Origin of the sequence: Streptomyces sp. NBC_01454, from assembly GCF_036227565.1 — a bacterium.
In the GTDB taxonomy this organism is placed as follows: Bacteria; Actinomycetota; Actinomycetes; order Streptomycetales; family Streptomycetaceae; genus Streptomyces.
In genome coordinates this window covers 3,473,284-3,499,355 of record NZ_CP109460.1, presented here as the reverse complement: position 1 = coordinate 3,499,355, position 26,072 = coordinate 3,473,284, and the positions used below count along the sequence as shown (strand labels likewise).

Annotated in this window: 24 protein-coding genes and 1 pseudogene; 11 read left to right on the top strand and 14 right to left on the bottom strand. The window is 71.8% G+C overall.

Features of this window, described 5'->3' with window-relative positions; translation table 11 throughout:
• The first annotated feature begins 51 nt into the window (after positions 1-51).
• Positions 52-1,035, top strand: coding sequence for an SDR family oxidoreductase (locus OIU81_RS15285; RefSeq protein ID WP_329148032.1), 984 nt, complete (start codon positions 52-54; stop codon positions 1,033-1,035).
• A 36-nt stretch (positions 1,036-1,071) separates the two neighbouring features.
• Here OIU81_RS15285 and disA read toward each other — a convergent pair whose 3' ends face one another.
• On the bottom strand, positions 1,072-2,196 hold the full coding sequence (disA, locus tag OIU81_RS15280) for a DNA integrity scanning diadenylate cyclase DisA (protein WP_329148030.1): 1,125 nt from the start codon (positions 2,194-2,196) through the stop codon (positions 1,072-1,074).
• Positions 2,197-2,320: 124 nt separating this feature from the next.
• Positions 2,321-3,733 carry a DNA repair protein RadA gene (gene radA, locus OIU81_RS15275; protein ID WP_329148028.1) on the bottom strand — a complete coding sequence of 471 codons (1,413 nt, stop codon included), beginning with the start codon at positions 3,731-3,733 and terminating at the stop codon, positions 2,321-2,323.
• A gap of 240 nt (positions 3,734-3,973) precedes the next feature.
• Between radA and OIU81_RS15270 the strand changes: the two genes are divergently transcribed.
• Complete coding sequence (locus OIU81_RS15270) at positions 3,974-5,761, top strand: RNA polymerase sigma factor (RefSeq protein WP_329148026.1); 1,788 nt, start codon at positions 3,974-3,976, stop codon at positions 5,759-5,761.
• Positions 5,762-5,807: 46 nt separating this feature from the next.
• Here OIU81_RS15270 and OIU81_RS15265 read toward each other — a convergent pair whose 3' ends face one another.
• A complete protein-coding gene (locus OIU81_RS15265; protein WP_329148025.1) occupies positions 5,808-6,668 on the bottom strand; it encodes a hypothetical protein in 861 nt (286 codons plus the stop codon).
• Positions 6,669-6,743: 75 nt separating this feature from the next.
• Here OIU81_RS15265 and OIU81_RS15260 point away from each other — a divergent pair, with 75 nt between their 5' ends.
• The 4 genes from OIU81_RS15260 to ilvD all read left to right on the top strand — a co-directional run bounded on the left by OIU81_RS15260 (position 6,744) and on the right by ilvD (position 11,383).
• Positions 6,744-7,670 (top strand): Ppx/GppA phosphatase family protein, encoded by a 927-nt coding sequence (locus OIU81_RS15260; RefSeq protein WP_329148023.1) that lies wholly within the window; start codon positions 6,744-6,746, stop codon positions 7,668-7,670.
• A 111-nt stretch (positions 7,671-7,781) separates the two neighbouring features.
• Positions 7,782-8,606 carry a sugar phosphate isomerase/epimerase family protein gene (locus tag OIU81_RS15255; protein ID WP_329148021.1) on the top strand — a complete coding sequence of 275 codons (825 nt, stop codon included), beginning with the start codon at positions 7,782-7,784 and terminating at the stop codon, positions 8,604-8,606.
• Positions 8,603-9,262 (top strand): TetR/AcrR family transcriptional regulator, encoded by a 660-nt coding sequence (locus OIU81_RS15250; protein WP_329148019.1) that lies wholly within the window; start codon positions 8,603-8,605, stop codon positions 9,260-9,262. Before OIU81_RS15255 ends, OIU81_RS15250 begins: the two co-directional genes overlap by 4 nt.
• A gap of 270 nt (positions 9,263-9,532) precedes the next feature.
• Positions 9,533-11,383 carry a dihydroxy-acid dehydratase gene (ilvD, locus tag OIU81_RS15245; RefSeq protein WP_329148017.1) on the top strand — a complete coding sequence of 617 codons (1,851 nt, stop codon included), beginning with the start codon at positions 9,533-9,535 and terminating at the stop codon, positions 11,381-11,383.
• Between the two features lie 85 nt (positions 11,384-11,468).
• On the opposite strand, the gene OIU81_RS15240 is transcribed toward ilvD, so the two are convergent.
• From OIU81_RS15240 to OIU81_RS15215, 6 genes and pseudogenes are all read right to left on the bottom strand, one after another.
• Entirely contained in the window at positions 11,469-12,020 is a 552-nt protein-coding gene (locus OIU81_RS15240; protein ID WP_329148016.1) for a hypothetical protein, read from the bottom strand.
• A gap of 10 nt (positions 12,021-12,030) precedes the next feature.
• The gene (locus OIU81_RS15235; RefSeq protein WP_329148014.1) at positions 12,031-13,626 is read right to left on the bottom strand and encodes an alpha/beta hydrolase; all 1,596 of its coding nucleotides are present in this window, start codon (positions 13,624-13,626) and stop codon (positions 12,031-12,033) included.
• A 3-nt stretch (positions 13,627-13,629) separates the two neighbouring features.
• Positions 13,630-14,208 carry a type VII secretion target gene (locus OIU81_RS15230; RefSeq protein WP_329148013.1) on the bottom strand — a complete coding sequence of 193 codons (579 nt, stop codon included), beginning with the start codon at positions 14,206-14,208 and terminating at the stop codon, positions 13,630-13,632.
• Positions 14,209-14,346: 138 nt separating this feature from the next.
• A pseudogene (locus OIU81_RS15225) lies at positions 14,347-14,551 on the bottom strand (DUF397 domain-containing protein).
• Between the two features lie 157 nt (positions 14,552-14,708).
• Complete coding sequence (locus tag OIU81_RS15220; protein ID WP_329148010.1) at positions 14,709-14,921, bottom strand: DUF397 domain-containing protein; 213 nt, start codon at positions 14,919-14,921, stop codon at positions 14,709-14,711.
• Complete coding sequence (locus OIU81_RS15215; RefSeq protein ID WP_329148008.1) at positions 14,903-15,745, bottom strand: helix-turn-helix domain-containing protein; 843 nt, start codon at positions 15,743-15,745, stop codon at positions 14,903-14,905. The genes OIU81_RS15220 and OIU81_RS15215 overlap by 19 nt, the downstream gene beginning before the upstream one ends.
• A 170-nt stretch (positions 15,746-15,915) precedes the next feature.
• Here OIU81_RS15215 and OIU81_RS15210 point away from each other — a divergent pair, with 170 nt between their 5' ends.
• Entirely contained in the window at positions 15,916-16,140 is a 225-nt protein-coding gene (locus OIU81_RS15210; protein ID WP_329148007.1) for a hypothetical protein, read from the top strand.
• 160 nt (positions 16,141-16,300) lie between these two features.
• Here OIU81_RS15210 and OIU81_RS15205 read toward each other — a convergent pair whose 3' ends face one another.
• Entirely contained in the window at positions 16,301-18,496 is a 2,196-nt protein-coding gene (locus OIU81_RS15205) for a serine/threonine-protein kinase (RefSeq protein ID WP_329148004.1), read from the bottom strand.
• Positions 18,497-18,730: 234 nt separating this feature from the next.
• On the opposite strand from OIU81_RS15205, the gene OIU81_RS15200 reads away from it, so the two are divergent.
• Both OIU81_RS15200 and OIU81_RS15195 read left to right on the top strand, forming a co-directional pair.
• On the top strand, positions 18,731-19,048 hold the full coding sequence (locus OIU81_RS15200; protein WP_329148003.1) for a peptidase: 318 nt from the start codon (positions 18,731-18,733) through the stop codon (positions 19,046-19,048).
• 92 nt (positions 19,049-19,140) lie between these two features.
• Positions 19,141-19,698 (top strand): hypothetical protein, encoded by a 558-nt coding sequence (locus OIU81_RS15195; protein ID WP_329148001.1) that lies wholly within the window; start codon positions 19,141-19,143, stop codon positions 19,696-19,698.
• 33 nt (positions 19,699-19,731) lie between these two features.
• Here OIU81_RS15195 and OIU81_RS15190 read toward each other — a convergent pair whose 3' ends face one another.
• Both OIU81_RS15190 and OIU81_RS15185 read right to left on the bottom strand, forming a co-directional pair.
• Positions 19,732-20,715 carry a hypothetical protein gene (locus OIU81_RS15190; RefSeq protein ID WP_329147998.1) on the bottom strand — a complete coding sequence of 328 codons (984 nt, stop codon included), beginning with the start codon at positions 20,713-20,715 and terminating at the stop codon, positions 19,732-19,734.
• Between the two features lie 8 nt (positions 20,716-20,723).
• Complete coding sequence (locus OIU81_RS15185) at positions 20,724-21,473, bottom strand: TetR/AcrR family transcriptional regulator (protein WP_329147996.1); 750 nt, start codon at positions 21,471-21,473, stop codon at positions 20,724-20,726.
• A 96-nt stretch (positions 21,474-21,569) separates the two neighbouring features.
• Between OIU81_RS15185 and OIU81_RS15180 the strand changes: the two genes are divergently transcribed.
• Entirely contained in the window at positions 21,570-22,430 is an 861-nt protein-coding gene (locus OIU81_RS15180; protein ID WP_329147994.1) for a class I SAM-dependent methyltransferase, read from the top strand.
• 170 nt (positions 22,431-22,600) lie between these two features.
• A complete protein-coding gene (gene sigJ, locus OIU81_RS15175) occupies positions 22,601-23,560 on the top strand; it encodes an RNA polymerase sigma factor SigJ (protein WP_329147992.1) in 960 nt (319 codons plus the stop codon).
• 100 nt (positions 23,561-23,660) lie between these two features.
• Here sigJ and OIU81_RS15170 read toward each other — a convergent pair whose 3' ends face one another.
• Together OIU81_RS15170 and OIU81_RS15165 are read right to left on the bottom strand one after the other, a co-directional pair.
• A complete protein-coding gene (locus tag OIU81_RS15170) occupies positions 23,661-24,527 on the bottom strand; it encodes an AraC family transcriptional regulator (RefSeq protein ID WP_329147990.1) in 867 nt (288 codons plus the stop codon).
• Between the two features lie 83 nt (positions 24,528-24,610).
• The gene (locus OIU81_RS15165; protein WP_329147988.1) at positions 24,611-26,044 is read right to left on the bottom strand and encodes a M1 family metallopeptidase; all 1,434 of its coding nucleotides are present in this window, start codon (positions 26,042-26,044) and stop codon (positions 24,611-24,613) included.
• Between the last annotated feature and the right edge of the window lie 28 nt (positions 26,045-26,072).

The window sequence follows — 26,072 nt, the reverse complement described above, 5'->3', positions numbered from 1 at the left end:
CGAGAGCGTGCAGCCCTGGCCCCGGCCACCGGCGTCCGGCACAGTCGCCTCATGAAGCTACTGATGCTGGGCGGTACGGAGTTCGTCGGCCGGGCGGTCACCGAGGCGGCGGTGGCGCGGGGGTGGCAGGTCACGGTCTTCCACCGCGGCAACCACGCACCGCCGGCGGGCGTGACGGCCCTGCACGGCGACCGCACGACCGCGGCCGGGCTCGCGGCCCTGGAGAACGGCAGCTGGGACGCCGTCGTCGACACCTGGAGCAAAGCCCCCTCGGCGGTGCGGGACACGGCGCGGCTGCTGGCCGGCCGCACCGGGCGCTATGCCTATGTCTCCACCCGCTCCGTGTACGCCCATCCGGCCCCGTGCGGGCTCGACGAGGACGGGCCGCTGGTCGCCGGATCCGCCGACGACACGACGTCCGACGACTACGCGACGGCCAAGCGGGGCGGTGAACTGGCCGCGACCGAGGCGTTCGGGGACCGGGCGCTGCTGGTCCGCGCGGGACTGATCCTCGGGCCGTACGAGAACCTCGGGCGGCTGCCGTGGTGGCTGGGCCGGATGGCCCGCGGCGGCCCGGTCCTCGCGCCGGGGCCGCGGGAGCTGGCGCTGCAGTACATCGACGCCCGCGATCTCGCCGAGTGGACCCTCGGCGCCCTGGAGTCCGGGCTCGGCGGGGCGTACAACCTGGTCAGCGAGGCCGGGCACGCCACGATGGGCGAGCTGTTGGAGAGCTGTGCGCGGGTCACCGGCGCGGACGCGGAACTGCGCTGGACCGCCCCCGAGGACATCCTCGCCGCCGGTATCGAGCCCTGGACCGAGCTGCCGGTCTGGCTGGCGCCCGGTCAACTGCGGGACGCGCTCTACGGCACCGACGTGTCCAGGGCCCTGGCGACCGGGCTGCGCTGCCGGCCCGTCGGCGAAACGGTCGCCGACACCTGGGCCTGGCTGCGGTCCCTCGGCGGCACCGCGCCCCAGCGCGCGGACCGGCCGCTGCTCGGCCTGGCTCCGGAGAAGGAGGCGGCGGTGCTGGGATAGCGGCGACGCGCTCCGGGCGGCCGGGGTCGGCGCAGGCTAGACGTACCGCTCCAGGATCGACGACTCGGCAAGGCGCGACAGGCCCTCGCGGACCGAGCGGGCGCGGGTCTCGCCGACGCCGTCCACGGTCTGGAGGTCGTCGACGCTGGCCGCGAGGAGCTTTTGCAGACCGCCGAAGTGGTCGACGAGGCGCTCGATGACCGTGCCGGGCAGCCGGGGCACCTTCGCCAGCAGGCGGAAGCCGCGCGGCGAGACCGCGGAGTCCAGCGTCTCGGGCGAGCCGCTGTAGCCCAGCGCGCGGGCCACGGTGGGGAGTTCGAGCAGCTCGGTGTGGCTGAGCGCGTCCAGCTCGGCGAGCGCCTCGGCGACCGTGCGCGAGCGCTTGGCGGTCGGCTCGGGGACATAGTCGCGCACGACCAGCTCCCGCTCCGGCTCCACGCCGGCGATCAGTTCCTCCAGCTGGAGGGCGAGCAGCCGGCCGTCGGTGCCGAGCTCGACGACGTACTCGGCGATCTCGGTGGCGATCCGGCGGACCATCTCCAGGCGCTGGGCGACCGCGGAGACATCGCGGACCGTGACCAAGTCCTCGATCTCCAGGGCGGAGAGGGTGCCGGCGACCTCGTCCAGCCGGAGCTTGTAGCGCTCCAGGGTGGCCAGCGCCTGGTTGGCACGGGAGAGGATCGCGGCCGATTCCTCCAGGACGCGGCGTTCGCCGTCCACGTAGAGGGCGATCAGGCGCATCGACTGGCTGACCGAGACGACCGGGAAACCGGCCTGGATCGAGACGCGCTGGGCGGTGCGGTGACGGGTGCCGGTCTCCTCCGTCGGGATGGAGGCGTCCGGGACCAGCTGCACACCGGCCCGCAGGATCTTGGTGATGTCCTTGTCGAGGACCAGCGCACCGTCGAGCTTGCACAGCTCACGCAGCCGCGTGGCGGTGAACTCGACGTCCAGCACGAATCCGCCGGTACACATGGATTCGACGGTCTTGTCGAAGCCCAGCACGATCAGTCCGCCCGTATTGCCGCGGAGGATGCGCTCCAGACCGTCGCGCAGGGCCCTGCCGGGCGCGACGGCGCTCAGCGTGGCGCGCATCAGGCTCTCGGTGCCGGAACTGCCACCGGCCCTGCCGGGAGTCGATGCCCGGTCGTTGGCTGCCACTGCACTCCTCCGTCGCAAGGTCTGTCGGTCCGCAGGCCGCCCGGCCGTGCTGTGGTTGACGTACCAGCGGAGCGTACGCGGCCGACTGGCAATTCTGCGGTGACGGGCGAGACCAGGGCAAAGTCTACCGGCGTGCGCCCTCTTCCTGTGGGGCCTCCCGGCGTACCCGCTTGGGCAGGACGCTCAGGGCCTCCCCGACATTGGCCACCTCCAGTACCCGCATGCCGTCGGGGATCTTGCCGGGGTCGCTGGGAACCAGGGCGTGGGTGAAGCCGAGCCGGGCCGCCTCGGACAGCCGGCGCTGGACGCCGGTGACCCTTCGGACCTCGCCCGCGAGGCCGACCTCGCCGATGGCGACGAGGTTCTTCGGCAGCGGGGTGTCACTGGCGGCGCTGGCCAGGGCGAGGGCCACGGCGAGGTCCGCGGCGGGCTCGGTCAGCTTCACCCCGCCCACCGTCGCGCTGTAGATGTCGCGCTTGCCCAGGGCGGTGATCCGGCCGCGCTGCTCCAGAACGGCGAGCATCATCGAGACCCGGGAGGTCTCCAGCCCGGAGGTCGTGCGCCGCGGGGAGGGGATCTGGGAGTCGACGGTCAGTGCCTGGACCTCGGCGACCAGCGGGCGGCGGCCCTCCAGCGTCACCGTCAGGCAGGTGCCGGGCACCGGCTCGGCGCGGCGGGTCAGGAACAGGCCCGAGGGGTCGGCGAGGCCGGTGATCCCTTCGTCGTGCAGCTCGAAGCAGCCGACCTCGTCGGTGGTGCCGTAGCGGTTCTTGACGCCGCGGACCAGGCGCAGCCGGGCGTGCCGGTCGCCCTCGAAGTGCAGGACGACATCGACGAGATGCTCCAGCAGGCGGGGGCCGGCGATGGCGCCGTCCTTGGTGACATGGCCCACCAGGAGGGTGGACATGCCGCGTTCCTTGGAGGCGCGGATCAGGGCGCCGGCCACCTCGCGGACCTGGGCCATGCCGCCGGGCGCCCCCTCGATCTCGGGGGAGGCGACGGTCTGCACCGAGTCCAGGACCAGCAGTGACGGCTTGACCGTGTCCAGATGACCGAGCACCGTCGACAGATCGGTTTCGGCCGCCAGATACAGATGGTCGTCGAGGGCGCCGATGCGGTCGGCGCGCAGCCGCACCTGGCTCGCGGACTCCTCGCCCGTGACATACAGCGTGCGGTGGGCCTCGGAGGCGGCCTTGGCGGCGACGTCCAGCAGCAGGGTGGACTTGCCGACGCCGGGTTCGCCGGCCAGCAGCACCACGGCGCCCGGCACCAGCCCGCCGCCCAGGACGCGGTCCAGCTCGTCCACGCCCGTGGAGCGGGCGGTGGCCTGCCGGCCGTCGACCTCGCCGATGGGCACGGCGGCCGTGGTGACCCGGCCGGGCGCGGTCGTGCGCACCGCCGGGGCGCCGCCGAACTCCTCGACCGTGCCCCATGCCTGGCACTCGGGGCAGCGGCCGAGCCACTTCGCGGTGGTCCAGCCGCATTCGGTGCAGCGGTAGGAGGGACGCTCCTTGCCCGACGATTTACGCGTTGCCATGGGGTCACCGTAACGGCGGGGTCCGACAGTGCGTTCCCGAGAGTGCGGGGAGGACCCGGGCAGCCGGGCAGCCGTGACCGGGGAGCCGCCGGTGGCACCGGAGAGTGGTCTGCGCGCAGTGCGCCAGCCGCGGAATGGCTGATTCGTGTCCTCTTTTGAGGGATCTGGTCACCCGTAAGGGTTAAAAGTGGCCAACGCGAGCAAGCCTGGCTGCATCATCCGCCTACCGTCGCCGGGGTGATGAGCAGGCCCGAGCACCCCACGCACTCCACCGGCGCACACCGGTCGCGCGGCGACGCGCAGCGCCGGAGCCGGCCGCAGTCCGACCGGCGGCCCGACCCGGACACCCCGGACGCGCCGCGCTCCGCGGACACCCACGATGGCTACGAGCCCTTCCTGGACGGGCTGTTCACCTACTGCCTCTCCGTGCTGTGCGCACACGACGCGGCGATCGCGGTGCTCGGCGAGGTGCTCGCGCTCGCCGACCGGCACCACCACCGGCGCCCCGCCGACCCCGCGCTGCACCGCTCCTGGCTCTACGCCCTGGCCCGCTGGTCCTGTCTGTGCCGGCTCGCCGAGCGGACCGGGCCCGGAGGCCGCAATCCGGACACCAAGCGGCGCGACACCGCGACGCCGGACGCCGAGGCCGCCCGCGACGCCGAGCTGCGGCAGCGTGAACTCGCCGCGCTGGCCTGGCCGGAGGCCGCCGGCACCACCCCCGAGCAGCGGGAGGCGCTGGAGCTCTCGGTGCGCCATCAGCTCTCGGCCGACGAGGTCGCCGCGGTGCTCGGGGCCGACCCGGTCGCCACCCGCGCGCTGCTGGCCGCCGCGTCCTGCGAGGTCGAACGGACCCGCGCGGCGCTGGCCGTCGTGGAGTCCGGCCGCTGCCGTGAGGTCGCGCAGCTGGCGGGCGACACCCAGGTGCTGCTGGGCCCGGCGCTCAGCCGGGAGCTGGTGCGCCATGTCGACCACTGCACGGTGTGCCGGCGCACCGCCGAGCGGGCCACCGCCCCCGGCGCCTGGCCCGGTACCGCGCCGGTGGACCGGGGCGCGCTGCCACTGGTCCCCGCGCCCCGCGAGGCCGTCCTCGGTGCGCTGGCGGCGGCCCGGCGCGCCAAGTCGGGCCGGGCGAAGGGGATGCCCGGTGCGGGACGCGGCGGCCGGGCAGGTGGGGCAAACGGTTCTCCTCGCTATGACCGCAGCGGATTCCCCGTCGGCCCCCCGACGGACCGGGTGGCCCGCCGGCGCCGGCTGCGCAGCCGGGCGCTGACCACCACCGTGGTCGCCACCGTCGTCGCGGCGCCCGTACTGGCCCTGTGGGCGGCGTACCACAGCACACCGGCCACCGGCGAGGCGGCGGACGACTCGCCCGCGGTGACGGCCAGCGAATCCCACACCGGGGAGCGGATGGGCGGCCGCCCGTACGAGAACGCCGGCAACGCCCGGACGACGCCCGGACCCGGCTTCACCACCGGCGACGGCTCGCACGATGTCTCCGTCGAGGTGATCAGCGCGAGCGCCGGCCCGGGGCGGACGGGCGGGCCGGACGGCCGGCCGGAGTCGGCGGGCCGGCTGACGGTCGCCGCGCAGCCGAGCGGCCGCACCACGGTGATCACGCTCAGCGCCTCGGGCGCCCACCCCGTGCGCTGGCACGCCGCCGCGGGCGCGGCCTGGCTGCAGATGAGTCATACGGCGGGCTCGCTGCGGCCGGGGCAGTCCACCACGATCACGGTCTACATCGACCACGACCGGGAGCCCGTGGGCCACTGGCGGGCCCGGATCGCCATCGAACCCGGCAACACCGCCGTCACGATGGAGGGCTACGGCGCGACCGGTCCCGCTCCGGGCCCGCAGCGTCCGACGCCCGCGCACCCCAGGCCGCGGCCGACCCGGCCGTCCGCGACACCGACACCCACGCCGACCCCGCCGGCTCCGACGCCCACCGCCACGTCCGGGACGCCGACACCCACGCCGACCAGGCCCGCACCGGGCTCCACGCCCTCCAGCACCACCCGCCCCGCCCGCTGAGCGCACACCGGGGCCCGCCGGATCCCGCGGCGGCCCCGGCGCGCGCTCACTCCTGCCGCTGCGGCGCCGGGTCCGCCGGATGGGGCGCCATCGGCAGCGTCGCCGCCAGCCGCTCCTCGCACAGCTCGACGAGCTTGGCGTAGCCCTTCTTGCCCATCAGCTCGGTCAGCTCCGGCTTGTACGAGACGTACACCGGGTCGCCCGCGCCGTGCGCCGAGGTCGCCGACGTGCACCACCAGTGCAGGTCGTGGCCGCCGGGGCCCCAGCCGCGCCGGTCGTACTCCCCGATCGTCACCTGGAGGATCTGGGTGTCGTCGGGCCGGTCGATCCAGTCGTAGGTACGCCGCACCGGCAGCTGCCAGCAGACGTCCGGCTTGGTCTCCAGGGGCTCGCGGCCCTCGCGCAGCGCGAGGATGTGCAGCGAGCAGCCCGCGCCGGCCGCGAAGCCGGGGCGGTTCTGGAAGATGCAGGAGCCCTGCCAGCGCCGGGTCTGCCGGTCGCCGTCCTCGTCCTCCTCGGTCCAGCCGGTCGTGGTGCCCACGTCGTGGTGCTGCCACAGGTCGGGCGTGAGCCGTGCCACATGCTGCGCGACCCGCTCCTCGTCCTCCTCGTCCGAGAAGTGCGCCCCGAGCGTGCAGCAGCCGTCGTCCGCCCGGCCGGCCTGGATGCCCTGGCAGCCGCTGCCGAAGATGCAGGTCCAGCGGGAGGTCAGCCAGGTCAGGTCGCAGCGGAAGATTTGCTCGTCGTCGGCCGGGTCGGGGAAGGTGACCCAGGCGCGGGCGAAGTCGAGGCCGACCTCGTCGGCCCCGGCCCCGCCCGGGGACCGCGCCTCCTGGGCCGCCTGAGCGCGCCGCTTATCTTCCTTCTTCAGCGCTTTTTCGTGCTTCGCCTTTTTCGTCTTAGCCACGACTCCAGCGTAAGGCGAGCGGCGGCGGGCACCGCGCCGACAGGAGTGTCCGCCGCGCGCAGTAGGTTTCCCCGTATGAGACTCGGTGTCCTCGATGTGGGTTCGAATACGGTCCATCTCCTGGTGGTGGACGCACACCCGGGCGCGCGCCCGCTGCCCGCCTATTCGCACAAGGCGGAGCTGCGCCTTGCCGAACTCCTCGACGAGCGCGGCGCGATAAGCGAGGACGGGGTGGAGCGGCTGGTGGCCACCGTGCAGGAGGCGCTGCAGGTCGCCGAGGACAAGGGCGTCGAGAGCGTGCTGCCGTTCGCCACCTCCGCCGTCCGCGAGGCCACCAACGGCGAAGAGGTGCTGCGCCGGGTCGGCGCGGAGACCGAGGTCGAGCTCCAGGTGCTCTCCGGCGAGGACGAGGCGCGGCTCACCTTCCTCGCCGCCCGCCGCTGGCTGGGCTGGTCCGCGGGCCGGCTGCTGGTGCTGGACATCGGCGGCGGCTCGCTGGAGATCGCCTATGGCCTCGACGAGGACCCGGACGCGGCGGTGTCGCTGCCGCTGGGCGCCGGCCGGCTGACCGCGGGCGATCTGCCCGGCGATCCGCCGGACGCCGAGGACGTCCGCACGCTGCGCCGCCGGGTGCGCGCCGAGATCGCCAAGGTGGTGAGCGAATTCACCCGCTACGGCACACCCGACCGTGTCGTCGGCACGTCCAAGACCTTCCGGCAGCTGGCCCGGATCGCGGGCGCCGCGCGCTCGGCGGAGGGGCTGTACGTCCAGCGGGAACTCACCCGTAAGAAGCTGGAGGAGTGGGTGCCGCGGCTGGCCGCGATGCCCGCGCAGGAACGCAGCACGCTGCCCGGTGTGTCCGACGGGCGCTCGCGGCAGCTGCTGGCCGGGGCGCTGGTGGCCGAGGCGGCGATGGACCTGTTCGGGGTCGAGACGCTGGAGATCTGCCCGTGGGCGCTGCGCGAGGGGGTCATCCTGCGGCGGCTGGACCACCTGCCGTAGGGCGTGTCTTCCGGATCGCCCCGGGGCCGCGGCCCGCACGTCCCCGGCGGCGGGCCACGGCCGTCCGGACCTCGTGCCCCGTGCACAGCACCGGCCCGTACGCTGTCCCTCGTGACAGAGCCAGTGGTGCGCATCCCGGATGCGAAGGTCGCGCTGTCCACGGCCTCGGTGTATCCGGAGTCGACGGCGACGGCCTTCGAGATCGCCGCACGCCTCGGCTACGACGGCGTCGAGGTCATGGTGTGGACCGACCCGGTCAGCCAGGACATCGACGCGCTGCGCCGGCTCTCGGACTACCACGGCGTGCCGGTGCTGGCCGTGCACGCACCGTGTCTGCTGATCACCCAGCGGGTGTGGTCCACCGATCCGTGGGTCAAGCTCCAGCGGGCCCGCAGCGCCGCGGAGAAGCTGGGTGCCTCGACGGTGGTCGTGCACCCGCCGTTCCGCTGGCAGCGCAGCTATGCGCGGGAGTTCGTCCGCGGGGTGTGGCGGATGGAGCACGAGACGGATGTGAAGTTCGCCGTCGAGAACATGTACCCGTGGCGCTACCGGGACCGCGAGATGCTGGCGTACGCCCCGGACTGGGACCCCACCAACGACGACTACCGGCACTTCACGGTCGACCTCTCGCACACCGCCACCGCCCGCAACGACGCGGTGGAGATGATGCAGCGGATGGGCGACCGGCTGGCGCATGTGCATCTGGCCGACGGCAACGGCTCCGCCAAGGACGAACATCTGGTGCCGGGCCGCGGCAGCCAGCCCTGTGCCCAGGTGCTGGAGCGGCTGGCGGCCACCGGGTTCGACGGCCATGTGGTCGTCGAGGTCAACACCCGCCGGGCGATGTCCGCCGCCGAACGCGAGGCGGACCTGGCCGAGGCGCTGGCCTTCACCCGCCTCCACCTCGCCTCGCCGACCTGGGTCCCGGGCTCGTGAGCGGCGGCGCCGACGGGCCGGACGACGCGTCCCCGGAGCCCGGTACGCCGCCTCCGCCGGCCCGCCGCCGGGGCCGTCCCGCCCGGGCCGCCGCCGAGGCCGGTCCCGGCGCCCGGGAACGGATCCTGGCCGCGGCCCGTACGGAGTTCGCCGAGCGCGGCTACGACAAGACCTCGATGCGCCGGATCGCCAAGGCGGCCGAGGTGGACTCCGCGCTGGTGCACCACTACTTCGGCACCAAGGAACAGGTCTTCGCGGCCGCCATCGAGCTGACCTTCGCCCCCGCGCTGACCATGCCCGACGCCCTCGCGGGCGGCGGTGCGGACGTGGGTGAGCGGATGGCCCGCTTCATGTTCGGCATCTGGGAGAACCCGGTCAGCCGGCAGCCGCTGCTGGCGATCATGCGTTCCGCGCTGACCAACGACACCGCGGCGGCCGTGCTGCGCGGGCTGATCGAACGCCGGATGCTCCAGCGGGTGGCCGGCGAACTCGACGTGCCCGACCCGGAGTTCCGGGCGCAGCTGGCCGCCGGTCACCTCATCGGGATCGCGATGCTGCGCTATGTGATCAAGATGGACCCGGTCGCCTCCGCGGACACGGAGGAGATCATCGCGATGGTCGCCCCCGCCCTCCAGCGGTACCTGACGCAGTCGTGATCCAGCCTTGACGCCCGCGTTCTGACCCTGCCCTGACAAGCCCCGCGCGCGCCGGTCCGCGGCCTCCGGTACGCCCGTGACCTGCGCGAACGCCCGCCGCCCCGGTGTCCGCACTCCGGGCAGCCGTCTCACATCCCGGAGTGGCTGTCCAGATCTTGGATCAGGGGCGTAACCTCGACTGGAGCCTATATATGACGCCACCCGGTACGTGGCACGGGTCAGTACCGGCGCAGGCGGTCATACGGACGTAATCCCGAGGGAGTGACCATCGTGCCCGAGCTGAGGTCCCGCACCGTTACCCATGGCCGCAACATGGCCGGCGCCCGAGCCCTTATGCAGGCATCCGGGGTAGCGCGCGAGGACTTCGGCAAGCCGATCGTCGCGGTCGCCAACAGCTTCACCGAGTTCGTGCCCGGCCACACCCACCTCCAGCCGGTCGGCCGGATCGTCTCCGAGGCGATCCACGCGGCGGGCGGCATCGCGCGCGAGTTCAACACCATCGCGGTCGACGACGGCATCGCCATGGGCCACGGCGGCATGCTCTACAGCCTGCCCTCGCGCGACCTGATCGCCGACTCCGTCGAGTACATGGTCGAGGCGCACTGCGCGGACGCGCTGATCTGCATCTCCAACTGCGACAAGATCACCCCGGGCATGCTGATGGCCGCGATGCGGCTCAACATCCCGACCGTCTTCGTCTCCGGCGGCCCGATGGAGTCCGGCAAGGCGACGCTGGTCGACGGCACCGTCCGCACCCTCGACCTGGTCGACGCGATCTCGGACGCCGTCAACGACAAGATCTCGGACGAGGACATCCTCCGCATCGAGGAGAACGCCTGCCCGACCTGCGGCTCCTGTTCCGGCATGTTCACCGCCAACTCGATGAACTGCCTGACCGAGGCGATCGGCCTCTCGCTGCCCGGCAACGGCTCCGTGCTCGCCACCCACACCGCCCGCAGGGCGCTGTACGAGAACGCCGGCCGGACCGTCGTCGAGATCACCAAGCGCCACTACGAGCAGGACGACCACACCGTCCTGCCGCGCAACATCGGCACCCGCGCCTCCTTCGAGAACGCCATGGCCCTGGACATCGCCATGGGCGGCTCGACGAACACGATCCTGCATCTGCTCGCCGCGGCCCAGGAAGCCGGCCTCAGCTTCGACCTGGACGACATCAACGCGGTCTCGCGCCGGGTGCCCTGCCTGGCGAAGGTCGCGCCGAACGTCGCGCCGGGCGGCACGTACTACATGGAGGACGTGCACCGGGCCGGCGGCATCCCCGCCATCCTCGGCGAGCTCTACCGCGCCGGGATGCTCAACGAGGACGTGCACACCGTGCACAGTTCCTCCATCGACGAGTGGCTCAAGACCTGGGACGTGCGCGGCGGTTCGCCGTCCGACGAGGCCGTCGAGCTGTGGCACGCGGCCCCCGGCTGCAAGCGCTCGGCGACCGCCTTCTCCCAGTCCGAGCGCTGGGACACCCTCGATGTCGACGCCGAGGGCGGCTGCATCCGCGACCTGGCGCACGCCTACTCCGTCGACGGCGGTCTGGCGGTCCTCAAGGGCAATCTGGCCGAGGACGGCTGCGTGGTGAAGACCGCCGGCGTCGACGAGTCCATCTGGACCTTCGAGGGCCCGGCCGTGGTCTGCGAGTCGCAGGAGGAGGCCGTCGACAAGATCCTCAAGAAGCAGATCAAGGAGGGCGACGTCGTCGTCATCCGCTACGAGGGCCCCAAGGGCGGCCCCGGTATGCAGGAGATGCTCTACCCGACGTCCTTCCTCAAGGGCCGCGGCCTGGGCAAGGCCTGCGCCCTGGTCACCGACGGCCGCTTCTCCGGCGGCACGTCCGGCCTGTCCATCGGCCACGCCTCTCCCGAGGCGGCATCCGGCGGCACCATCGCCCTCGTCGAGGACGGCGACCGCATCAAGATCGACATCCCGAACCGCACCATCGAACTCCTCGTCGGCGACGTGGAGTTGGAGTCCCGCCGGCTGGCCCTGGAAGGCGTCTACGCCCCCAAGCACCGCGAACGCAAGGTCTCGCAGGCCCTGCGCGCCTACGCGGCCATGGCCACCAGCGCCGACAAGGGCGCGGTCCGCGACGTGAGCAAGCTGGGCTGAGGCCCCGCACGCACGAAGCAGTGAGAAGGCTCCCGTCATCCGGCGGGGGCCTTCTCACTGTGTGCCACGGCGGCCCGTGCGTGTCTCAGAACTTCTGCTGGGTGGCCCCGGGGGGCAGGAAGCAGGGGGTGCTGACGGACAGGCGGAGGGTGTTGGGGGGCTTCACGGTGTCGGCAATGAGATCAAAGTTCTCTCCGGCATGGTGACCGTAGAGAATGGCCCGCGGGTGCTCTTCGTAGTCGGTGACCTTGACTCCCGCATGCTTCTCAAGCGCCATCCGGAGTTTGCGGAGGGTCGAAGCGTGATCTTCCCGTGGAAGGTTGGCGTACACGGTATACGTCAGGGTGTACCGGCCATCGTCCGCCACCTCATCATTTTGGCCGACGCAGTCCTCGAAGTGCGTGAAGGGGCCGAATTTACTGCCTATCTTGACTTCCGCATAGTGGGCCATGGTCGAGGTGTATTGCTTCGCCCAAGTCAATGATTGCTCACGGCTTTTACGCGGCAGCGCCTTGTTGGGGTCGTTGGATTGCTGAGACATGCAGGCTCCGGTGAGCAAGATGACTGAGGTGGCCAATGCGATCAGGCGGGTTCGCCTAAAGGGTTTGATCGTCACCTCAGAGTGAATTTTCTCCAAGGGTTGGTCCTCACATATCGACGGGGGTGGGTGGTGCCTTCTTCGGCTCAAAACCTGCAATGATTGCCCCCTGATTGGCGAGACTCTTGCTGTGGTCGTCCCAGTAGCCGCTGTGCCCATGGGTATCGGTCACGAACCGGGTGCCGCCGAAGGCCTGTGTGTTCGGGTCGGGGCCAAGCGTCAAGTCCTGTGCTTGACTGATGGGGTCGTCGTCGGCGATTCCCGTGTAGAAGTGGTGGGGATCGACGTGGAGGTCGGATGCGCTGCCGACTGTCATACCCGGACTGCCGACGACGGAAATACTGTCGGCGTCGAGCCCGTTGCCACCGGCATCCGCGTCGCCCACAACCGAGGCACCATAGCTGTGCCCCAGCACGGTCATGTGCGCACGATCCGCCCCCTCATGTGAGGCGCGCAGGCCGTGGGTGAAATTCCGCAAATCCGGTGCGGCATCGTCAGCCCGGCCGGTGCCGGCCACGGCGAGATTCGGTGCATCGGTGCTGGGAATTTCAGGAGCGTCGTAACCGAGCCAGTAGACCATCGAGGTGTTCGCCGATGGATCGGCATCGCCAGCGGCTCGCTGCAGTTTCTCGATCCGTGACAGCTGGCCCCCGGTCGAGTCCATCGTCGTGGCCGTGCCGGGCACCTGCACCCCGACATTGTCAGCGGTGTCCGGGTTTCCCATGGCGATGACGGCTTTACCGTCGTCGAAGTCATCGAAGTCGAGAAGGTAGAGCTTCTTGTTGCCCGTTGCGCCGTCACGCTTGTCGAGTTCCGCCTTCAGAACCTCAAGGTTGTGACGGTCCTCCGGGATACCGGGGATGGCCTGGTCGCTGCCGCTGACGAAGTTGAGTTCCTGATCGAGTGCGAGCCGGTTCGCATCGTCGCGGACGGTGCTCGGCAGGCCGTTCGCCTTGCCGATCCGCTCCGGGTACATGGTGGCGTACTCCTGGCGAGACGCGTCGTCGAGGCCCTTCCACCAAGCGGCGGCGTCCTTGGGGTCCTTGGGGATCTGCGGCCCGTTGACGCCCAGGTCCTTCATGGCTTGTTGGCTGTCGCCCGCGGACTCGGCGGCCATGTGCTTGTTGGTGCGGTCCATGATCTCGCCACGCAGTTCCCCCAGTGCGTGATGACCGTCGTCGCTGGCCTTCCTCGCATCCTTGACCGCGGTGTCGATCTCCTCCTGGAAGTGCTTCATCCGTTCCAGCTTGTTCTGCGCTTCCCCCGGCGACTCGCCCACTTCGCAGGAAGCCTCTCCGACGGCCCCGGAGTCGTCGATGACGAATCCCTCGGATTCCGCGCTCCGCACCGCGTTGCGTAAGTCCGTCTGTGCCTGCTCCATACGAAACCGAACCGTGTCGATCGCCTTCGAGATGGTCATCGACTCGGTGCGGACCACATTGATGCGCATCTCGATGTCCTCAAGAAACGTCAGCGCGGCCTTGGCGTCGTCCCCTTGCCAGGATGCATGCAGCGGACCGGTCACCTTCGTACGGTGCTGGTCGAATGCGCTGTCCATCTCCCGCGATACCCGCTGCCAGGAGTCGGCGGCAGCCGTCATGTCCGCGAAGTCCTGCTTCAGCAGACGTGCGTAGTCGGAAGCCATCACTTATCCAAAGGGGTTGTCGTCGGTGTGCCGCGGTGTGGCTCCACGGCCGGGCTCCGTGAGCGCCTCGCCCGGGTCGTACACGGGCATGGCCGGCCTGGCGCGCATCATGTCGTCCGTGCTGGGCGACGGCGTACCGGGTGGCGGCGGCTGGTACTCGCCGACGGCATCCCGGACCTGGTCGTTGCCACGGTCACCCGGGTGCGGCAGCCCGGCGTACACCGTGGAGCCGGGCCCGCTTCCCGAGGCGGGGGCCGACATGATCACACCCACCTTGTCCCCGTTGAAGTCCTCGAAGTCCTGGTCAACCATGTCCTCGTTCCAGTCATGGTTGTCGGCGGTGTCGCGGAGGTTGGCGGCGCCTTGCAGCAGGCGCTTGTGCAGGCCGTCGAGAGCGGGCTGCCAGGTCTCACTCACCATGTGCAGGGCCGCGGCGACGGACCACCCCTTGGCGGAATCCGCAGCGGTACCGGTCTCGCTGACGGCCTTGTCGCTGGGTTTCTTGATGTCTTCGGCGATGCTGCCCTGGGCGTGCGCGGATGCGCGTAATTCGCCGGGCTGAACCGACATCGTGCTGGACACTTAGAGCCCCTTCCCCGTAACTCTGTGCGAAGGGGAACGCTATCAAGCGAGCCGTCGCGGGGCCGGTAGAGCTACGACTTCGGCTCGTGTGTGGGGCGGGCGCGCCCTCGTCGGCAGCCTGCCGTGACGTCGAATCCCTTACGGTGCGCCCTGCTTCACGGCCGTGACGAAGGACGTCCAGGCCGTCGCCTCGAAGGTGAGGGTGGGGCCTTGGGGGGTCCTTGCTGTCGCGGACGGGGACGAGGGCGGGGAGGTTGTCGGCTACCTCGATGCAGGCGCCGCCGTCCGGGTTGCTGTGGGTGCTCTTGCGCCAGGTGGCGGTGGTCAGGTCGATGGATCGCATGGCGCTTCCTCCTCGTGGGCGCTCAATGGGGCCTGTCGTTGAGCGAGTTCAGCAGGGAGGGTGCGGCGAGGGAAGGTCGTGCTCGGACAACGGCCCCCGTCGCGGGCGAGCGACGGGGGCCGGTCTGTGGGGCGGTCCTTCAGGGGCCGGGGGTGCGTTAGGCGCTGGGGAGCCGCCCACTCTTCACGGCGGCGACGAAGGACGACCAGGCGGGCGCCTTGAAGAGGAGGGCGGGGCCTTGGGGGTCCTTGCTGTCGCGGACGGGGGTGGCGGCGGGGAAGTCGTCGGAGATCTCGATGCACTCTCCGCCGTCCTGGTTGCTGTAGGTGCTCTTGCGCCAGGTCACGGTGCTCAGATCGATGGATCGCATGGCACTTCCTCCAACATCTGCTTGACGAACTTCCGTGACTCGACCGGGGAAAGGGCTAGGTCACGGACCAGATCGTAGCTGAGCTGAAGTCGTTCGGTTGCTGCCGCTTCCTGGACAAGTTCGCCCGAATAACCGGTCTCCACCCATGCCACAGTGCGACCGTCAGGAAGCCGTAGAAACATGGTGTGGGTGTTCGTCAGGGCGTGGAGACCGGCTTCCTGCCTGACGACCTGAATCATGACGTTTCGTCGTTCTCCCATGTCCAGCAAGTGCTCCAGCTGCTTCTGCCACTCATTGGCATCCTCCAAGGGTGTGCGCAACACAGCCTCGGACAGGATGGCGCGGAATCGAGGTGCGTCATCGCCATCCAGCAACTCGCGGCGTCCTATCCGCGCCTCCACCTGCCGCGTCAGCTCTTCTCCCATGATGCCGCCCGCCGAGAGCAACGCGTGTGCGTAGCCTTCCGTCTGGAGCAGGCCAGGGAGGACGCTCACCGCATAGTGCCAAAGACTCACCGCCTCAGCTTCCAAGGCCATGTACCGCCGGTACCGCTCCTTGAACTGCGCAGGATCCCCCGCCGCCAGTTCCCACAGCGTCAGCAGCAGGTCCGGCAGGCCGTAGTAATGGTCCAGCGCCTGTGCGACCTCGGGGCTGCCGATCGTCTGGCCGCTCTCCATCTTGCCGAAGAGGGACCAGTCCCAGCCCAGGGCGTCGCCGAGCTGCCGCAGGGTGTCGCCCTTCTTGGCGCGCAGTAATCGCAGCTCGTCGGCGAACCGTTGGCGCGGCTCCTGGCTCCGGCCGGTGATTGCTCGTCGCGGCGGCATGGTGACCTCCTCCGTGGAAGGTGTGGAACTAGCGGTGTGGGGTGGTGAAATACGGCCCGCAAGCGGCATTCGCGCCTTTTCCGGGTCCATCCTCGTAACGGCCGGAACACACACGGTAGTGGCGCTCCGGGGGTATCGGACAGGGAAAACGGCAGACGGGAGCGGTACGGATGACGACGGAACGACGGGCGGTGGCCGACGCGAGGAACGAGGCCGAGGCGGCCTGCGGCGAGCTGGCCGCCGTGCTCAAGCAGACCGGCATCGTGCTGCCGTCGCTGGCCGTCGACCCGGTGACGTTCGGCTATGAACCGCCGCGCGTGCTGGTCGAGTTGGGGCGCTGCAACGTGGAGACGACCCGCAAGCTCATCGCGGTGCTCCAGAGGGCGATCCGGTGAGCGAGGGCGCCCCGTACGTCTCGCCGGCCTGCCATGTCGGCAGGCATCCCGGATGCACCAAGGGCAGCCCCGGGCCCGAGACCGCCGCGGCCGTCCCCGGGGTGCGGCGCGAGTGCTGCGTGTGTCGCTGTCATGCGGTGGGCGGCGGCGGGCCCGGCCGTCACCAGCCCGCCGGGTCCCCGGACGCCGCCGAGAAGATGCTGCCGTCCGGCGCCGCCGCGTAGACGCGGCCGTGCCGGGCGTCCACCAACGGGGCCGGCAGCGCTTCCACGAACCCGTTGTGGCGGCCGTTCATCCGGGGCGGCGTCTGGCCCAGCAGCTCGCCGGAGCGGGTGTCGACCGCGAGCAGCCGTCCGTCCGCCGCGGTGAAATACAGCCGGCCGCCGCTCACCACCGGTGCCGAACCCCGGCTGACGGAGGTCTCGGTGTCCCAGGTCCGTGCGCCGACGGACTGCAGCGCACCGCCCTCGGCCAGCAGGTACACCGATTCGCCGCGCACGACGGCCAGGGCCCCGTCCAGCGGTGCGGTGAGCTTGAGGCGCCGGGTGTGCCCGGTGGCCGGGTCGTAACGGAGGACGGCGGTGGTGCGGTAGGACAACGTCGGGTCGGTGACGGTCAGATAGAGCGCCCCGGACGTACCGGGCCCGGCCACGGCGAGCAGCCCGGGGAGCCGGTGTGACCAGCGGACCCTGCCGTGGGCCGGGTCGATGGCGGTGACCTGGGTGCCGGTGCCGTCGGGGGTGTTCTCGGCCGCGTAGGCGGTGTGCGGGTCGCCGAACGCGGTGAAGGCGGGCAGGGCGTGGCCCGTGAAGCGCTGGTGCCAGAGCTGCCGGTGGGTCGCGCTGTCCAGCGCGGTGACGGTGCCGTCCGCCGCCGTCAGCAGCACCTGGTCCCCGACGATCCGGGCCCCGCCCTCGTACCCGGAGATGTCCTTGGTCCAGCGGGTGGCGCCCTTGCCGTCGGCCGACGGGTCCAGCGCCGTCAGTCGCTCGGCGTCGGCGGAGAAGACGTACAGCAGTCCGCCGGAGAGCGCCGGCGGGGTGGGTGAGGCGGCGTTCTTGAGGGAGTTCTTGCCGGTGGCGGCGTCGTCCTTGCGCCGCCATGCGACCTGGCCGGTGCCCGGGGCGAGCCGGGCGGCGAGCACGCCGGGCTGGCCGCAGAAGACGGCGCCCGAGCCGGTGGTGCAGAACGGCAGCTCGGCGGCGTGGCCCCGGGGGCGCTTGACGAGCGTGGTGTGCCACGGGCGGAAGTCGGCTTGGTCGGCGTACGACGGCCGGGTCTGCAGCGCGGGGTCCTGGCTGTCGCCCGCCGAGGCCAGCGCCCGGATGCCGGTGAAGGTGCCGGCGCCGGTGACGACCAGGGCGAGGGCGGCCCACAGCGGCCAGCGGCGGGTGCGGGCGGTGCGGGGGCGTGCGGTGCGGCGAGGGCCGGCGGGGTTGTCGGGGGCGGCGGCGCGGACGTGCGTCGTCTCGGGGCGTGGGGAGGCAGCCGCGGCCCGTTCCGCCGGCGTGGGCGGCCGTGCGTCCGCCGGTGCGTGCGTGCGCAGCAGCTCCATCAGCGCGTCCGGTGTCGGGCGGTCCGCGGGGTCCTTCGCCAGGCAGCCCTCGATCAGTGGCGCCAACTCCTCGGGCACGCCCGCCAGATCGGCCTCGTCGTGGACCACCTGGTAGGCGACGATGTACGGGCTCTCCGAGTCGAACGGCCCCCGCCCGGTCGCGGCGTGCACCAGCACCGAGCCCAGCGCGAAGACATCCGCGGCGGGCCCCACCTCGCGCGGGCGCTGGAACTGCTCCGGCGCCATGAACGGCGGCGTACCGATCAATTTGCCGGTCTCGGTGCGCATTTCACTGTCGGACGGGCGCGAGATTCCGAAGTCGATGACTTTGGGACCGTCCGCGGCCAGCAGCACATTTCCCGGCTTGAGATCGCGGTGCACCACTCCGGCGCGGTGGATGTCGCGCAGCGCCTCGGCGAGTCCGGCGGCCAGCTGCCGCACCTCGCCGGGCACCATCGGGCCACTCCGCTTCACCTGGTCCGAGAGCGTCGGACCGGGAATGTGAAGGGTCGCCATCCACGGTCGCTCGGCGTCCGGATCGGCATCGACGACGGGCGCCGTGAAGGCCCCGCTGACCCGCCGCGCGGCTGCCACCTCCTGCCGGAACCGCCCGCGGAACTCCGGGTCCTGGGCGAATTCGGCATGGATGACCTTGACCGCCAGGGTCAGTCCGGACGTGGAGCGCGCCAGATGCACCACGCCCATTCCGCCGGAGCCCAGGCGGGCTTCCAGACGGTATTGCCCGGCGTATTCCGGATGCTCCGCTTCCGGGCCCGGCCCGGAATCGCGCAGCGCTGGCATGGATCCACCCCCGTGTCATTCCCCTTGCCATGCGGTCGCAGGTGCGACGCGCGGAGCTTAGTCGATAGCGCGTGCGAGTTGAACGAGGCTTGCTAGCGTGCGCGTTGCGCCACCGAGGCGCACAGCCCCGGCGAACTGTCACCGTGAACCGTGACGGTGAACCGCCGGGCGAGCTGTCACGGCGGGCTTCGCCGCCGCGGCACAAGAGATCAGCATCCAACGGGGGAATGAGAGATGACCACACAGGATCAGCAGAGCGCACGGGAGCCGGCCGACGAGCAGGCGCTCGCCGCGGCGGGCGGCCTCGACTTCCCGCTCGCGCCGGGCTACCGCGTCAAGGTCCGCCAGGGCCCGAGCACCGACGCACTCGTCGTCCGCACACTGGCCGAGGGCGCCCGGGTGCAGATCCGCTGCCAGCGGCACGGTCAGCGGGTGAGCGGCCCGTACGGCACCTCGGACATCTGGGACAACGTCGCGCCCGGCCAGTACATCTCCGACACGTACGTCCACACGGGCAGCAGCGGCATGGTCGCCCCGCTCTGCACGTCCTGACCCGGTCCGCCGCGCCCCGGGCCGCATGCCCGCAGGCCGGTCCGCCGCGCCCGCAGGCCCCTGCGCCGCGCCCCACCGGGGATAATCGGGCCATGAGCGAGCAGCAGAGACCCACCGCGGATCCGGGGCAGGGCGACGGCCGGGAGTCCGGCGAGGCGGAGCGCGGCGGCCCGGAGCCGGAGCGGATCCGGTTCTTCGGCACCACCTGGGTCCGGCACGACGGTGGCTACGGCCTGCGCCGGGCCGGGGTCGCGGTGGGCTCGTTCGCGCTGATCGCGGCCGGTGGGGCGGTGCTGCGCCTCGCGTTCCAGGGCTTGGAGACGGCAGCCGTGGGCTCGTTCGTCGGCACGCTCGTCGTCGTCGGCATCGCCGTGTGCAGCGCCCTGGCCTTCCGCCAGACCTGGGCGGGCTTCACCGGCGGCCCCGGCCCGTCCGCACTGCGCGCGGCCGACAGTTCCGGTCAGGGCCTGATGCTCATCGGTTTCCTCGGCTCGCTGCTCGCCTACTTCTGCCGCAGTCTCGTCGAGGCTCCCGGGGAGACGCGGTACCGCGTCGAGTACGAAGCGGCGCGCGAGCGGTTCGAGCGCCGCCGCGGCGCCCGTACCGGCAACCCGGCCGCCCGCAAGCCCGGGGCCAAGAAGCGCCGTTGAGCGAGCGCCGCCGCGGCCCGCGGGGCGGGTGGCTCAGCCCTGCGCGTCCTTGTCGTCGCCGCCCCCGGTCTCCTCGCCGTCCCTCGCGTACCGGGCGGCCATCGTGTGGAACACCTCCCGCGGCTCCCAGTGCGTCTCGTCGAGCATCCGCACCACCCCGTACGAGGTGAGGTCCGCACCCTTGAGTGTCTTGAAGCCCGCGAAGGTGAACCACAGCGCGGTGTCCACGCCCTCCTCCTCGAAGATGTCCAGCAGCTCGGTGAGGTAGCGCACCTGCTCGCTCTCGTCCGGCACCGCCCCCGCCGGCGGCTGCCAGGCCAGCCCGCCCCGCTCGCCCGCGCCGCGGTAGGCGCAGGTGCCGAACTCGGTCACCGCGACCGGCTTGCCGTGGCCGCGGTGCGCGCGCAGCTCGTCGCGGAACGTCGTGGCGTTGTACGCGGCCCGGTAGGCGTCCACACCGACGAGGTCGAACGGCTGCCAGTCGATGCTCTCCCAGGGGCCCGAGGCATAGCTGATCCGGCCGCCGAAGCGGGACCGGGCCACGGACGCCACCTCGGCGAGAAAGCCGTTGAGCCGCTCCTGCACCGGGCCCAGCGACACCCACCAGTCCCTGTCGGAGGAGATCATCGCCTGCAGCCGGGCGCTGTAGGTGTCCCCGGGCAGGAAGCCCGCACAGAACGCGCTCAGTTCGCACCCGGCGACGAACACCACCTCCGCCCCGCCCGCCCGTACGGCCTCGGCCCGCTCCGCGCAGTCCGCGAAGTACGGCAGCAGCTCCTCGGGGGTGAGATCGACGGGGAAGGGCGCGAACCACACCTCCAGTCCGGCCTCCGCGGCGCACTGCGCGGCGATGCTCAGCCGCTCCGGATCGCCGCCCGAGATCCGCACCGCGTCGCAGTGCAGCTCCTCCGCGATGGCCATGAGGTCCTGCCGCACCGCCTCGACGGTGAAGGTCTTCCGGGAGAGCTCCTCGCCGGGGAGGAACCCGACGTCGTAGTTGATGCCCCGTGCGCGCATACCGCGTCTCACTGCCCTCTCTGGGTTTTCCGAACGTGCTGGTTCTGCTGGTCTTCCGGGGTTTCCCGGCCGTCGCGGCCGTCGCGGCCGTCCCCCGCCGGGCTGCGCGCCCCGACGGGTCCGTGGGCGACGTCGGGTCCCTGGGCGCCGGCCGCGACGTCGTGCCCGCCGATTCCGCGGGTCAGCAGGTCGAAGGCGAGCTCGATCTCCTCGCCCAGCTGCCCGCGGGCGTCCTCCGGCGAGGTGCCGTCGGCCAGCCGACGGAAGAAGCCCTCCTGGAGGGTCACCACCGAGGCGCTGATCTGCGCCGCCGCCAACACGGCCACCCGCTCGCCGAGTTCCGCGGTCAGCGCCTGCGCCAGCCGCTGCCGCTGCTGATAGAGCAGGCTGTTGGCGGCGCTGCTCAGCGCGGGGCTGTCGAAGATCACCCGGACCCGGGAGACCAGCACCTCCGGGTCCACGCCGGTCATCGGCCCGGCGGCGAACGCCCGGAAGTGCTCCCGGAGCGCGGTCAGGGCCGTCGAGCCGGCCGTCCGTCCCGTGACGACGCCCGCCAGGTCGTCGTCCCCCACGCCCTGGAGGGCGAGCGCTTCCTTGGTCGGGAAGTAGCTGAACAGCGTCGCCTTGGCCACCTGCGCCGCCTCGGCGATCTCATTGACCGTGACCGCTTCGAAGCCCCGCTCGGCGAACAGCCGCCAGGCCGTCGCCGCGATCCGCCGCCGCGTCTCTTCCTTCTTCCGCTCACGCAATCCCGCCATGACGCCGACTGTAGCCATACCGGGTTCAAAATTAAACCGGGTCTGACTTTTTTCCCCGGCCTCCGCGCTCTCCGTGACGTGGGCAGGATGACGTGCATGCCGGAATCGCCACAGCCCCAGCGGCCCCAGCCGCCGCAGCACTTCGCGCCCGTTCCGCCCCCGGCCCATGCCACCCTGGCCCGGTCGTTCGACGCGGTGGCCGCCCAGTACGCCGCCGCCCGGCCCGGCTATCCACCGGCCCTCTTCGACGCGATCGAGGAGCTGACCGGGCAGCCACTGGCCGGCGCGCGGGTGCTGGACGCCGGGGCCGGGACGGGCATCGCCACCGGTCTGCTCGCCGCCCGCGGCGCACGGGTCACCGCCGTCGAGCCGGGCGCCGCCATGGCCGCCGAGCTGCGCGCCGCCATGGCCGCCGAGCTGCGCGCCGCCCACCCCGGCACCCCGCTCGTCCGCGCGCTCGGCGACGCGCTGCCGTTCTCCGACGACGCGGGGTTCGACCTCGTCGGCTATGCGCAGGCCTGGCACTGGACCGATCCCGCCCGGTCCGTCCCGGAAGCGCTGAGGGTGCTGCGGCCCGGCGGCGCGCTCGCCCTGTGGTGGAACATCCCCGACCCGGACGTCGGTTGGGCGGCCGCCCAGGAGGCCAGGATCGCCCGGCGGCTCCCCGAGTACCACGCCCACGGCGTCGCGCCGGAGGCCGCCGACCTGATCCGCGGCCTCGGCCTCGGACTGCGTCCGGTCACCCGCGTCCTGCACTGGACCCGGCAGGTCCCCCTCGACACCCACCTCGCGATGCTGGGCAGCCGCTCGTACTTCGCCGCCATCGGCCCCGAGGCCGCCGCCCCGGTCCTCGCGGACGAGCGGACCGCGCTGCTGGACGTCTTCCCGGACGGCATCGTCGAGGAGGCCTATGCGCTGGACGTCACTGTCACACTCCGGCCGCCCGTCCCGTCCTGAAGGGCAGGCACCGCGGTAGGCGACCGCGTGCGGCAGCGGAGGAGCGGGTGCGGGTGAGGGCGCGGACGGAGACCGTGACAGCGGCCGACAGGGAGACAGGGACGGGAACGGAGACGGATACGGAGACGGAGACGACGAGGGAGACGGCGAGGGAGACGGCGAGGGAGACGGTGAGGGAGACGACCGAAGGTACCGGCGCGCCGGGCGGGGACCGGCTCGCGCAGTTCGAGGAGGAGCGCGGGCGGCTGTGGGCCATCGCCTACCGGATCATGGGCACGGTCTCCGACGCCGACGACGCCGTTCAGGAGGCCTGGCTGCGCTGGCAGGCCGTGCCCGCCGAGCCGCCCGTCGCCAGCCCGCGGGGCTACCTCACCACGGTCGTGAGCCGGATCTGTTACGACCTGCTGGGCTCGGCCCGCGCCCGCCGCGAGACCTATGTCGGGCCCTGGCTGCCGGAGCCGCTGCTCGACGGCGCCGGCGCTCCGCTGACCGTCGGGGTGGCGGGCGCCGGCCGGACCGAGGGTCCCGAGGACCGGGTCACCCTCGACGAATCGGTGGGGATGGCGCTGCTCACCGTCCTGGAACGGCTCACTCCGGCCGAGCGGACCGCCTTCATCCTCCACGACGTCTTCGCGGTCCCCTTCCCGGAGATCGCCCGGACGGTCGGCCGCACCCCCGATTCCGTACGGCAGTTGGCCTCCCGCGCCCGCAAGCGGGTACGGGCCGAGGCGCCGCGCCGCACCGTCGACCGCGCGGAGCACCGCCGTACCGTCGAGGCGTTCCTGTCCGCAGTGATGGGCGGCGATCTCGACGCACTGCTGACCGTGCTCGACCCCGAGGTCGTCTGGCGCTCGGACGGCGGCGGCAAGGTGAGCACCGCCCGCCGGCCGGTGCTCGGCCGGGACAAGGTCGCCCGCTATGTGCGGGGGGTCGTCACCCGCGGCGTCGAGCGCGGCGGGCTGCGGGTCGCGAGGGCGGACGTCAACGGTGCCGCCGGGCTGCTCTTCGCCGACCCGGCGAGCGGGCAGGCCGCGGTCCTCGCCTTCACCGTCCACGACGGGCGGATCACGGAGGTGGACGCCGTCGTCAACCCCGACAAGCTGGGTCACCTGGACTTCGACCGGCTGTGAACGGCCGCGGCCGGCCCCGGTCACCGCCGGACCGGGGCCGGCCGCCTCTTCCGCACGCCACGGCGGCCCGGGCAGGCGCCCGGGCCGCCGTATTGCCCGCTCAGGCGGCGGACCGCTCCACGGGAATCCACAGCTCCGCGTCCGCCTGCGCCCGGTCCTGCGACGGGCGGACGCGCAGGATCTCGGGACCCTGCCTGGTCTGGTACGGATTCGACGGGAACCACTGCGTGAACACGTCCCGCCACAGGTACTGCAACGCCTGTGGGTACGGGCCGGAGCTCTCGAAAACGGCCCACGTGCCCGCCGGAACGGGCAGGACGTCCATGTCCTCGGGCGCCTCGGCCCGGGTCACCACACCGTGGTAGTAGTCGAGTTCGGTCCCCTCCGCCCGGCTCGGATCGAGCTGGTCGCACACCGCGACGATCCCCTCCGGCCGCTGGTCGGACAGCTCCGTCATACGCCGTAGCGTCTCGGGGCCGATACCCCCGACGAACTCGGCGATGGCCGGGTTGACCCCCGCATGGACGAGCGGGACGCGGGCCATCCTGCCCACCACCCGGAACTCCTCCTTCTCCACTATCCGGTATCGCATACTGCTGCTCCCTTCGACGATGAGCCGGAAGGACATCCGTGGCTGGGAGCTCAGCGCCGCACCGGTCCGCCGGGCCTCGCCCGGACCCACGCCGTGCATCCCGCGGAACGCACGCGCGAAGGCTTCCCCCGAGCCGTAGCCGTAGCGCATCGCGACGTCCAGCAGCGTCCGTTCACCGGCCAGCACCTCCGCGCCCGCCACGGTCAGCCGCCTGCGCCGGATGTACTCCGACAGCGGGATGCCCGCCAGCGCGGAGAACAGCCGGCGGAAGTGGTACTCCGACGTCACGGCGATCTGCGCGAGCCGGGCCACCTCGACCGGCTCGTCGAGATGCGACTCGATGTGGTCCATGGCCTGGTTCAGCCGCTCCAGCACCCCGGTCTCCTTCCCCTTCGACCCCTCACGTTAGGAAGCGGCCGGCCTGCCGGACCCGACATCCTGTGCCCGGCGCGATCGGGTCAGTACAGCAGCTTCGGCTTGCCCTTCCCGTACAGCCAGGCCTGGAACAGCGGCTTCAGGTCCACGTCCGTGCGCTCCTGGCAGAAGGCGATGAAGTCCGCCGAATCGGCCGTGCCGTAGCGGTACTTGGCGGGCCACTCCCTGAGGATCCGGAAGAACGTCTTGTCGCCGACGGCGTTCCGCAGCTGCTGGAGCACCATCGCGCCCCGCTCGTAGACGGCCGGGCCGGTCACGTTCTTCGCCGCGCCCGGACGGCCCGGCGGGAAGTCCCAGCGCTCGTTGTGCGGGTCGTCCTTGTAGAGCGCGTCGAACTGCTGCTGCGGGGTCTTGCCGCCCTTGTGCTCCGCCCACAGCCACTCGGTGTAGGTCGCGAAGCCCTCGTTGAGCCAGGCGTCCGCCCAGGTCTTCGGCGTCACCGAGTCCCCGAACCACTGGTGGGCCATCTCGTGCACCACGGTCACGGTGTCCGGCGCCCCGGCGTAGACCGGCTTGGTCTGGGTCTCCAGCGCCATCCAGGTGATCCGGGCAGGGGTGTTGTCGACAATGGCGCCCGCCGAGGCGAAGGGGTACGGGCCGAACAGCCCGCTCTCCCACTTCAGGATCTCCGGCAGCTTCGCCAGCGGCCCCCGGCTCGCCTTGACCTCCGCCGGGTCCACCGCGACGTACAGCGGCAGTCCCTGGGGCGTGCGCGAGGTGCGGACGTCGAATCTGCCGATGGTGGCGGTGGCGAGATAGCTGGCCATCGGTCTGCCGCTGTGCCACTGGAAGGTCGTCCGGCCCCCGGCGGTCTTCTGCGACCGCAACTCCCCGTTGGCGACGGCGGTGTAGCCCTTGGGCACGGTGATCCTGAAGTCGTACGTCGCCTTGTCCTCGGGGTGGTTGTTGCCGGGGAACCACGTCATGGACCCGGCCGGCTCACCCGAGACGAACGCCCCGTCGGGGGTCTTGACCCACCCCTCCGTCGTACCGTCCGGATCCGTCAGCTCCTGCGGGCTCCCGGCGTACCTGACGGTCGTACGGAACGAGGCGCCCTTACGGAGCCCGTCGGGCGGCCGGACGATCAGCTTGTGCCCCTTGCGGGAGAACGCGGCGTCCTCGCCGTCGACCCGCACGCCGGACACCCGCAGCCCCTGGAGGTCGAGCTGGAAGGAACGCAGGTCCTTGGTGGCCTCGGCGCTGAGGTCGGCGGTCGCGTCCAGCCGCTTCTGCTGCACGTCGTAGTCGAGATCCAGCCCGTAATGGCGCACCTGGTAGCCGCCGTTGCCCAGTGCCGGGAAGAGCGGATCACCCACTCCGCCGCCGCCCGCCGCCCCCCGCGGGCCGCAGCCGGCGCACGAGGAGAGCAGCAGGGCGACGGAGAGGGCGGCGGTCGCACCACGGGAGCGAAGGGGCCGGCGGTTCACGGCACTCCAAGGGTCGGCGGTCATCAGCATGCCGACACTACGGTCATTTCCGCCCTGC

Bases quoted from the DNA above. Each gene is read 5' to 3' on its own strand.
- radA (WP_329148028.1), bottom strand. From the start codon at position 3,733: ATGGCAACGCGTAAATCGTCGGGCAAGGAGCGTCCCTCCTACCGCTGC.
- OIU81_RS15235 (WP_329148014.1), bottom strand. From the start codon at position 13,626: ATGGCTTCCGACTACGCACGTCTGCTGAAGCAGGACTTCGCGGACATG.
- OIU81_RS15260 (WP_329148023.1), top strand. From the start codon at position 6,744: ATGAGACTCGGTGTCCTCGATGTGGGTTCGAATACGGTCCATCTCCTG.
- OIU81_RS15190 (WP_329147998.1), bottom strand. From the start codon at position 20,715: ATGCGCGCACGGGGCATCAACTACGACGTCGGGTTCCTCCCCGGCGAG.
- OIU81_RS15270 (WP_329148026.1), top strand. From the start codon at position 3,974: ATGAGCAGGCCCGAGCACCCCACGCACTCCACCGGCGCACACCGGTCG.
- OIU81_RS15185 (WP_329147996.1), bottom strand. From the start codon at position 21,473: ATGGCGGGATTGCGTGAGCGGAAGAAGGAAGAGACGCGGCGGCGGATC.
- OIU81_RS15180 (WP_329147994.1), top strand. From the start codon at position 21,570: ATGCCGGAATCGCCACAGCCCCAGCGGCCCCAGCCGCCGCAGCACTTC.
- OIU81_RS15205 (WP_329148004.1), bottom strand. From the start codon at position 18,496: ATGCCAGCGCTGCGCGATTCCGGGCCGGGCCCGGAAGCGGAGCATCCG.
- OIU81_RS15200 (WP_329148003.1), top strand. From the start codon at position 18,731: ATGACCACACAGGATCAGCAGAGCGCACGGGAGCCGGCCGACGAGCAG.
- OIU81_RS15195 (WP_329148001.1), top strand. From the start codon at position 19,141: ATGAGCGAGCAGCAGAGACCCACCGCGGATCCGGGGCAGGGCGACGGC.
- OIU81_RS15220 (WP_329148010.1), bottom strand. From the start codon at position 14,921: ATGCGATCCATCGATCTGAGCACCGTGACCTGGCGCAAGAGCACCTAC.
- OIU81_RS15285 (WP_329148032.1), top strand. From the start codon at position 52: ATGAAGCTACTGATGCTGGGCGGTACGGAGTTCGTCGGCCGGGCGGTC.
- OIU81_RS15165 (WP_329147988.1), bottom strand. From the start codon at position 26,044: ATGCTGATGACCGCCGACCCTTGGAGTGCCGTGAACCGCCGGCCCCTT.
- OIU81_RS15215 (WP_329148008.1), bottom strand. From the start codon at position 15,745: ATGCCGCCGCGACGAGCAATCACCGGCCGGAGCCAGGAGCCGCGCCAA.
- OIU81_RS15210 (WP_329148007.1), top strand. From the start codon at position 15,916: ATGACGACGGAACGACGGGCGGTGGCCGACGCGAGGAACGAGGCCGAG.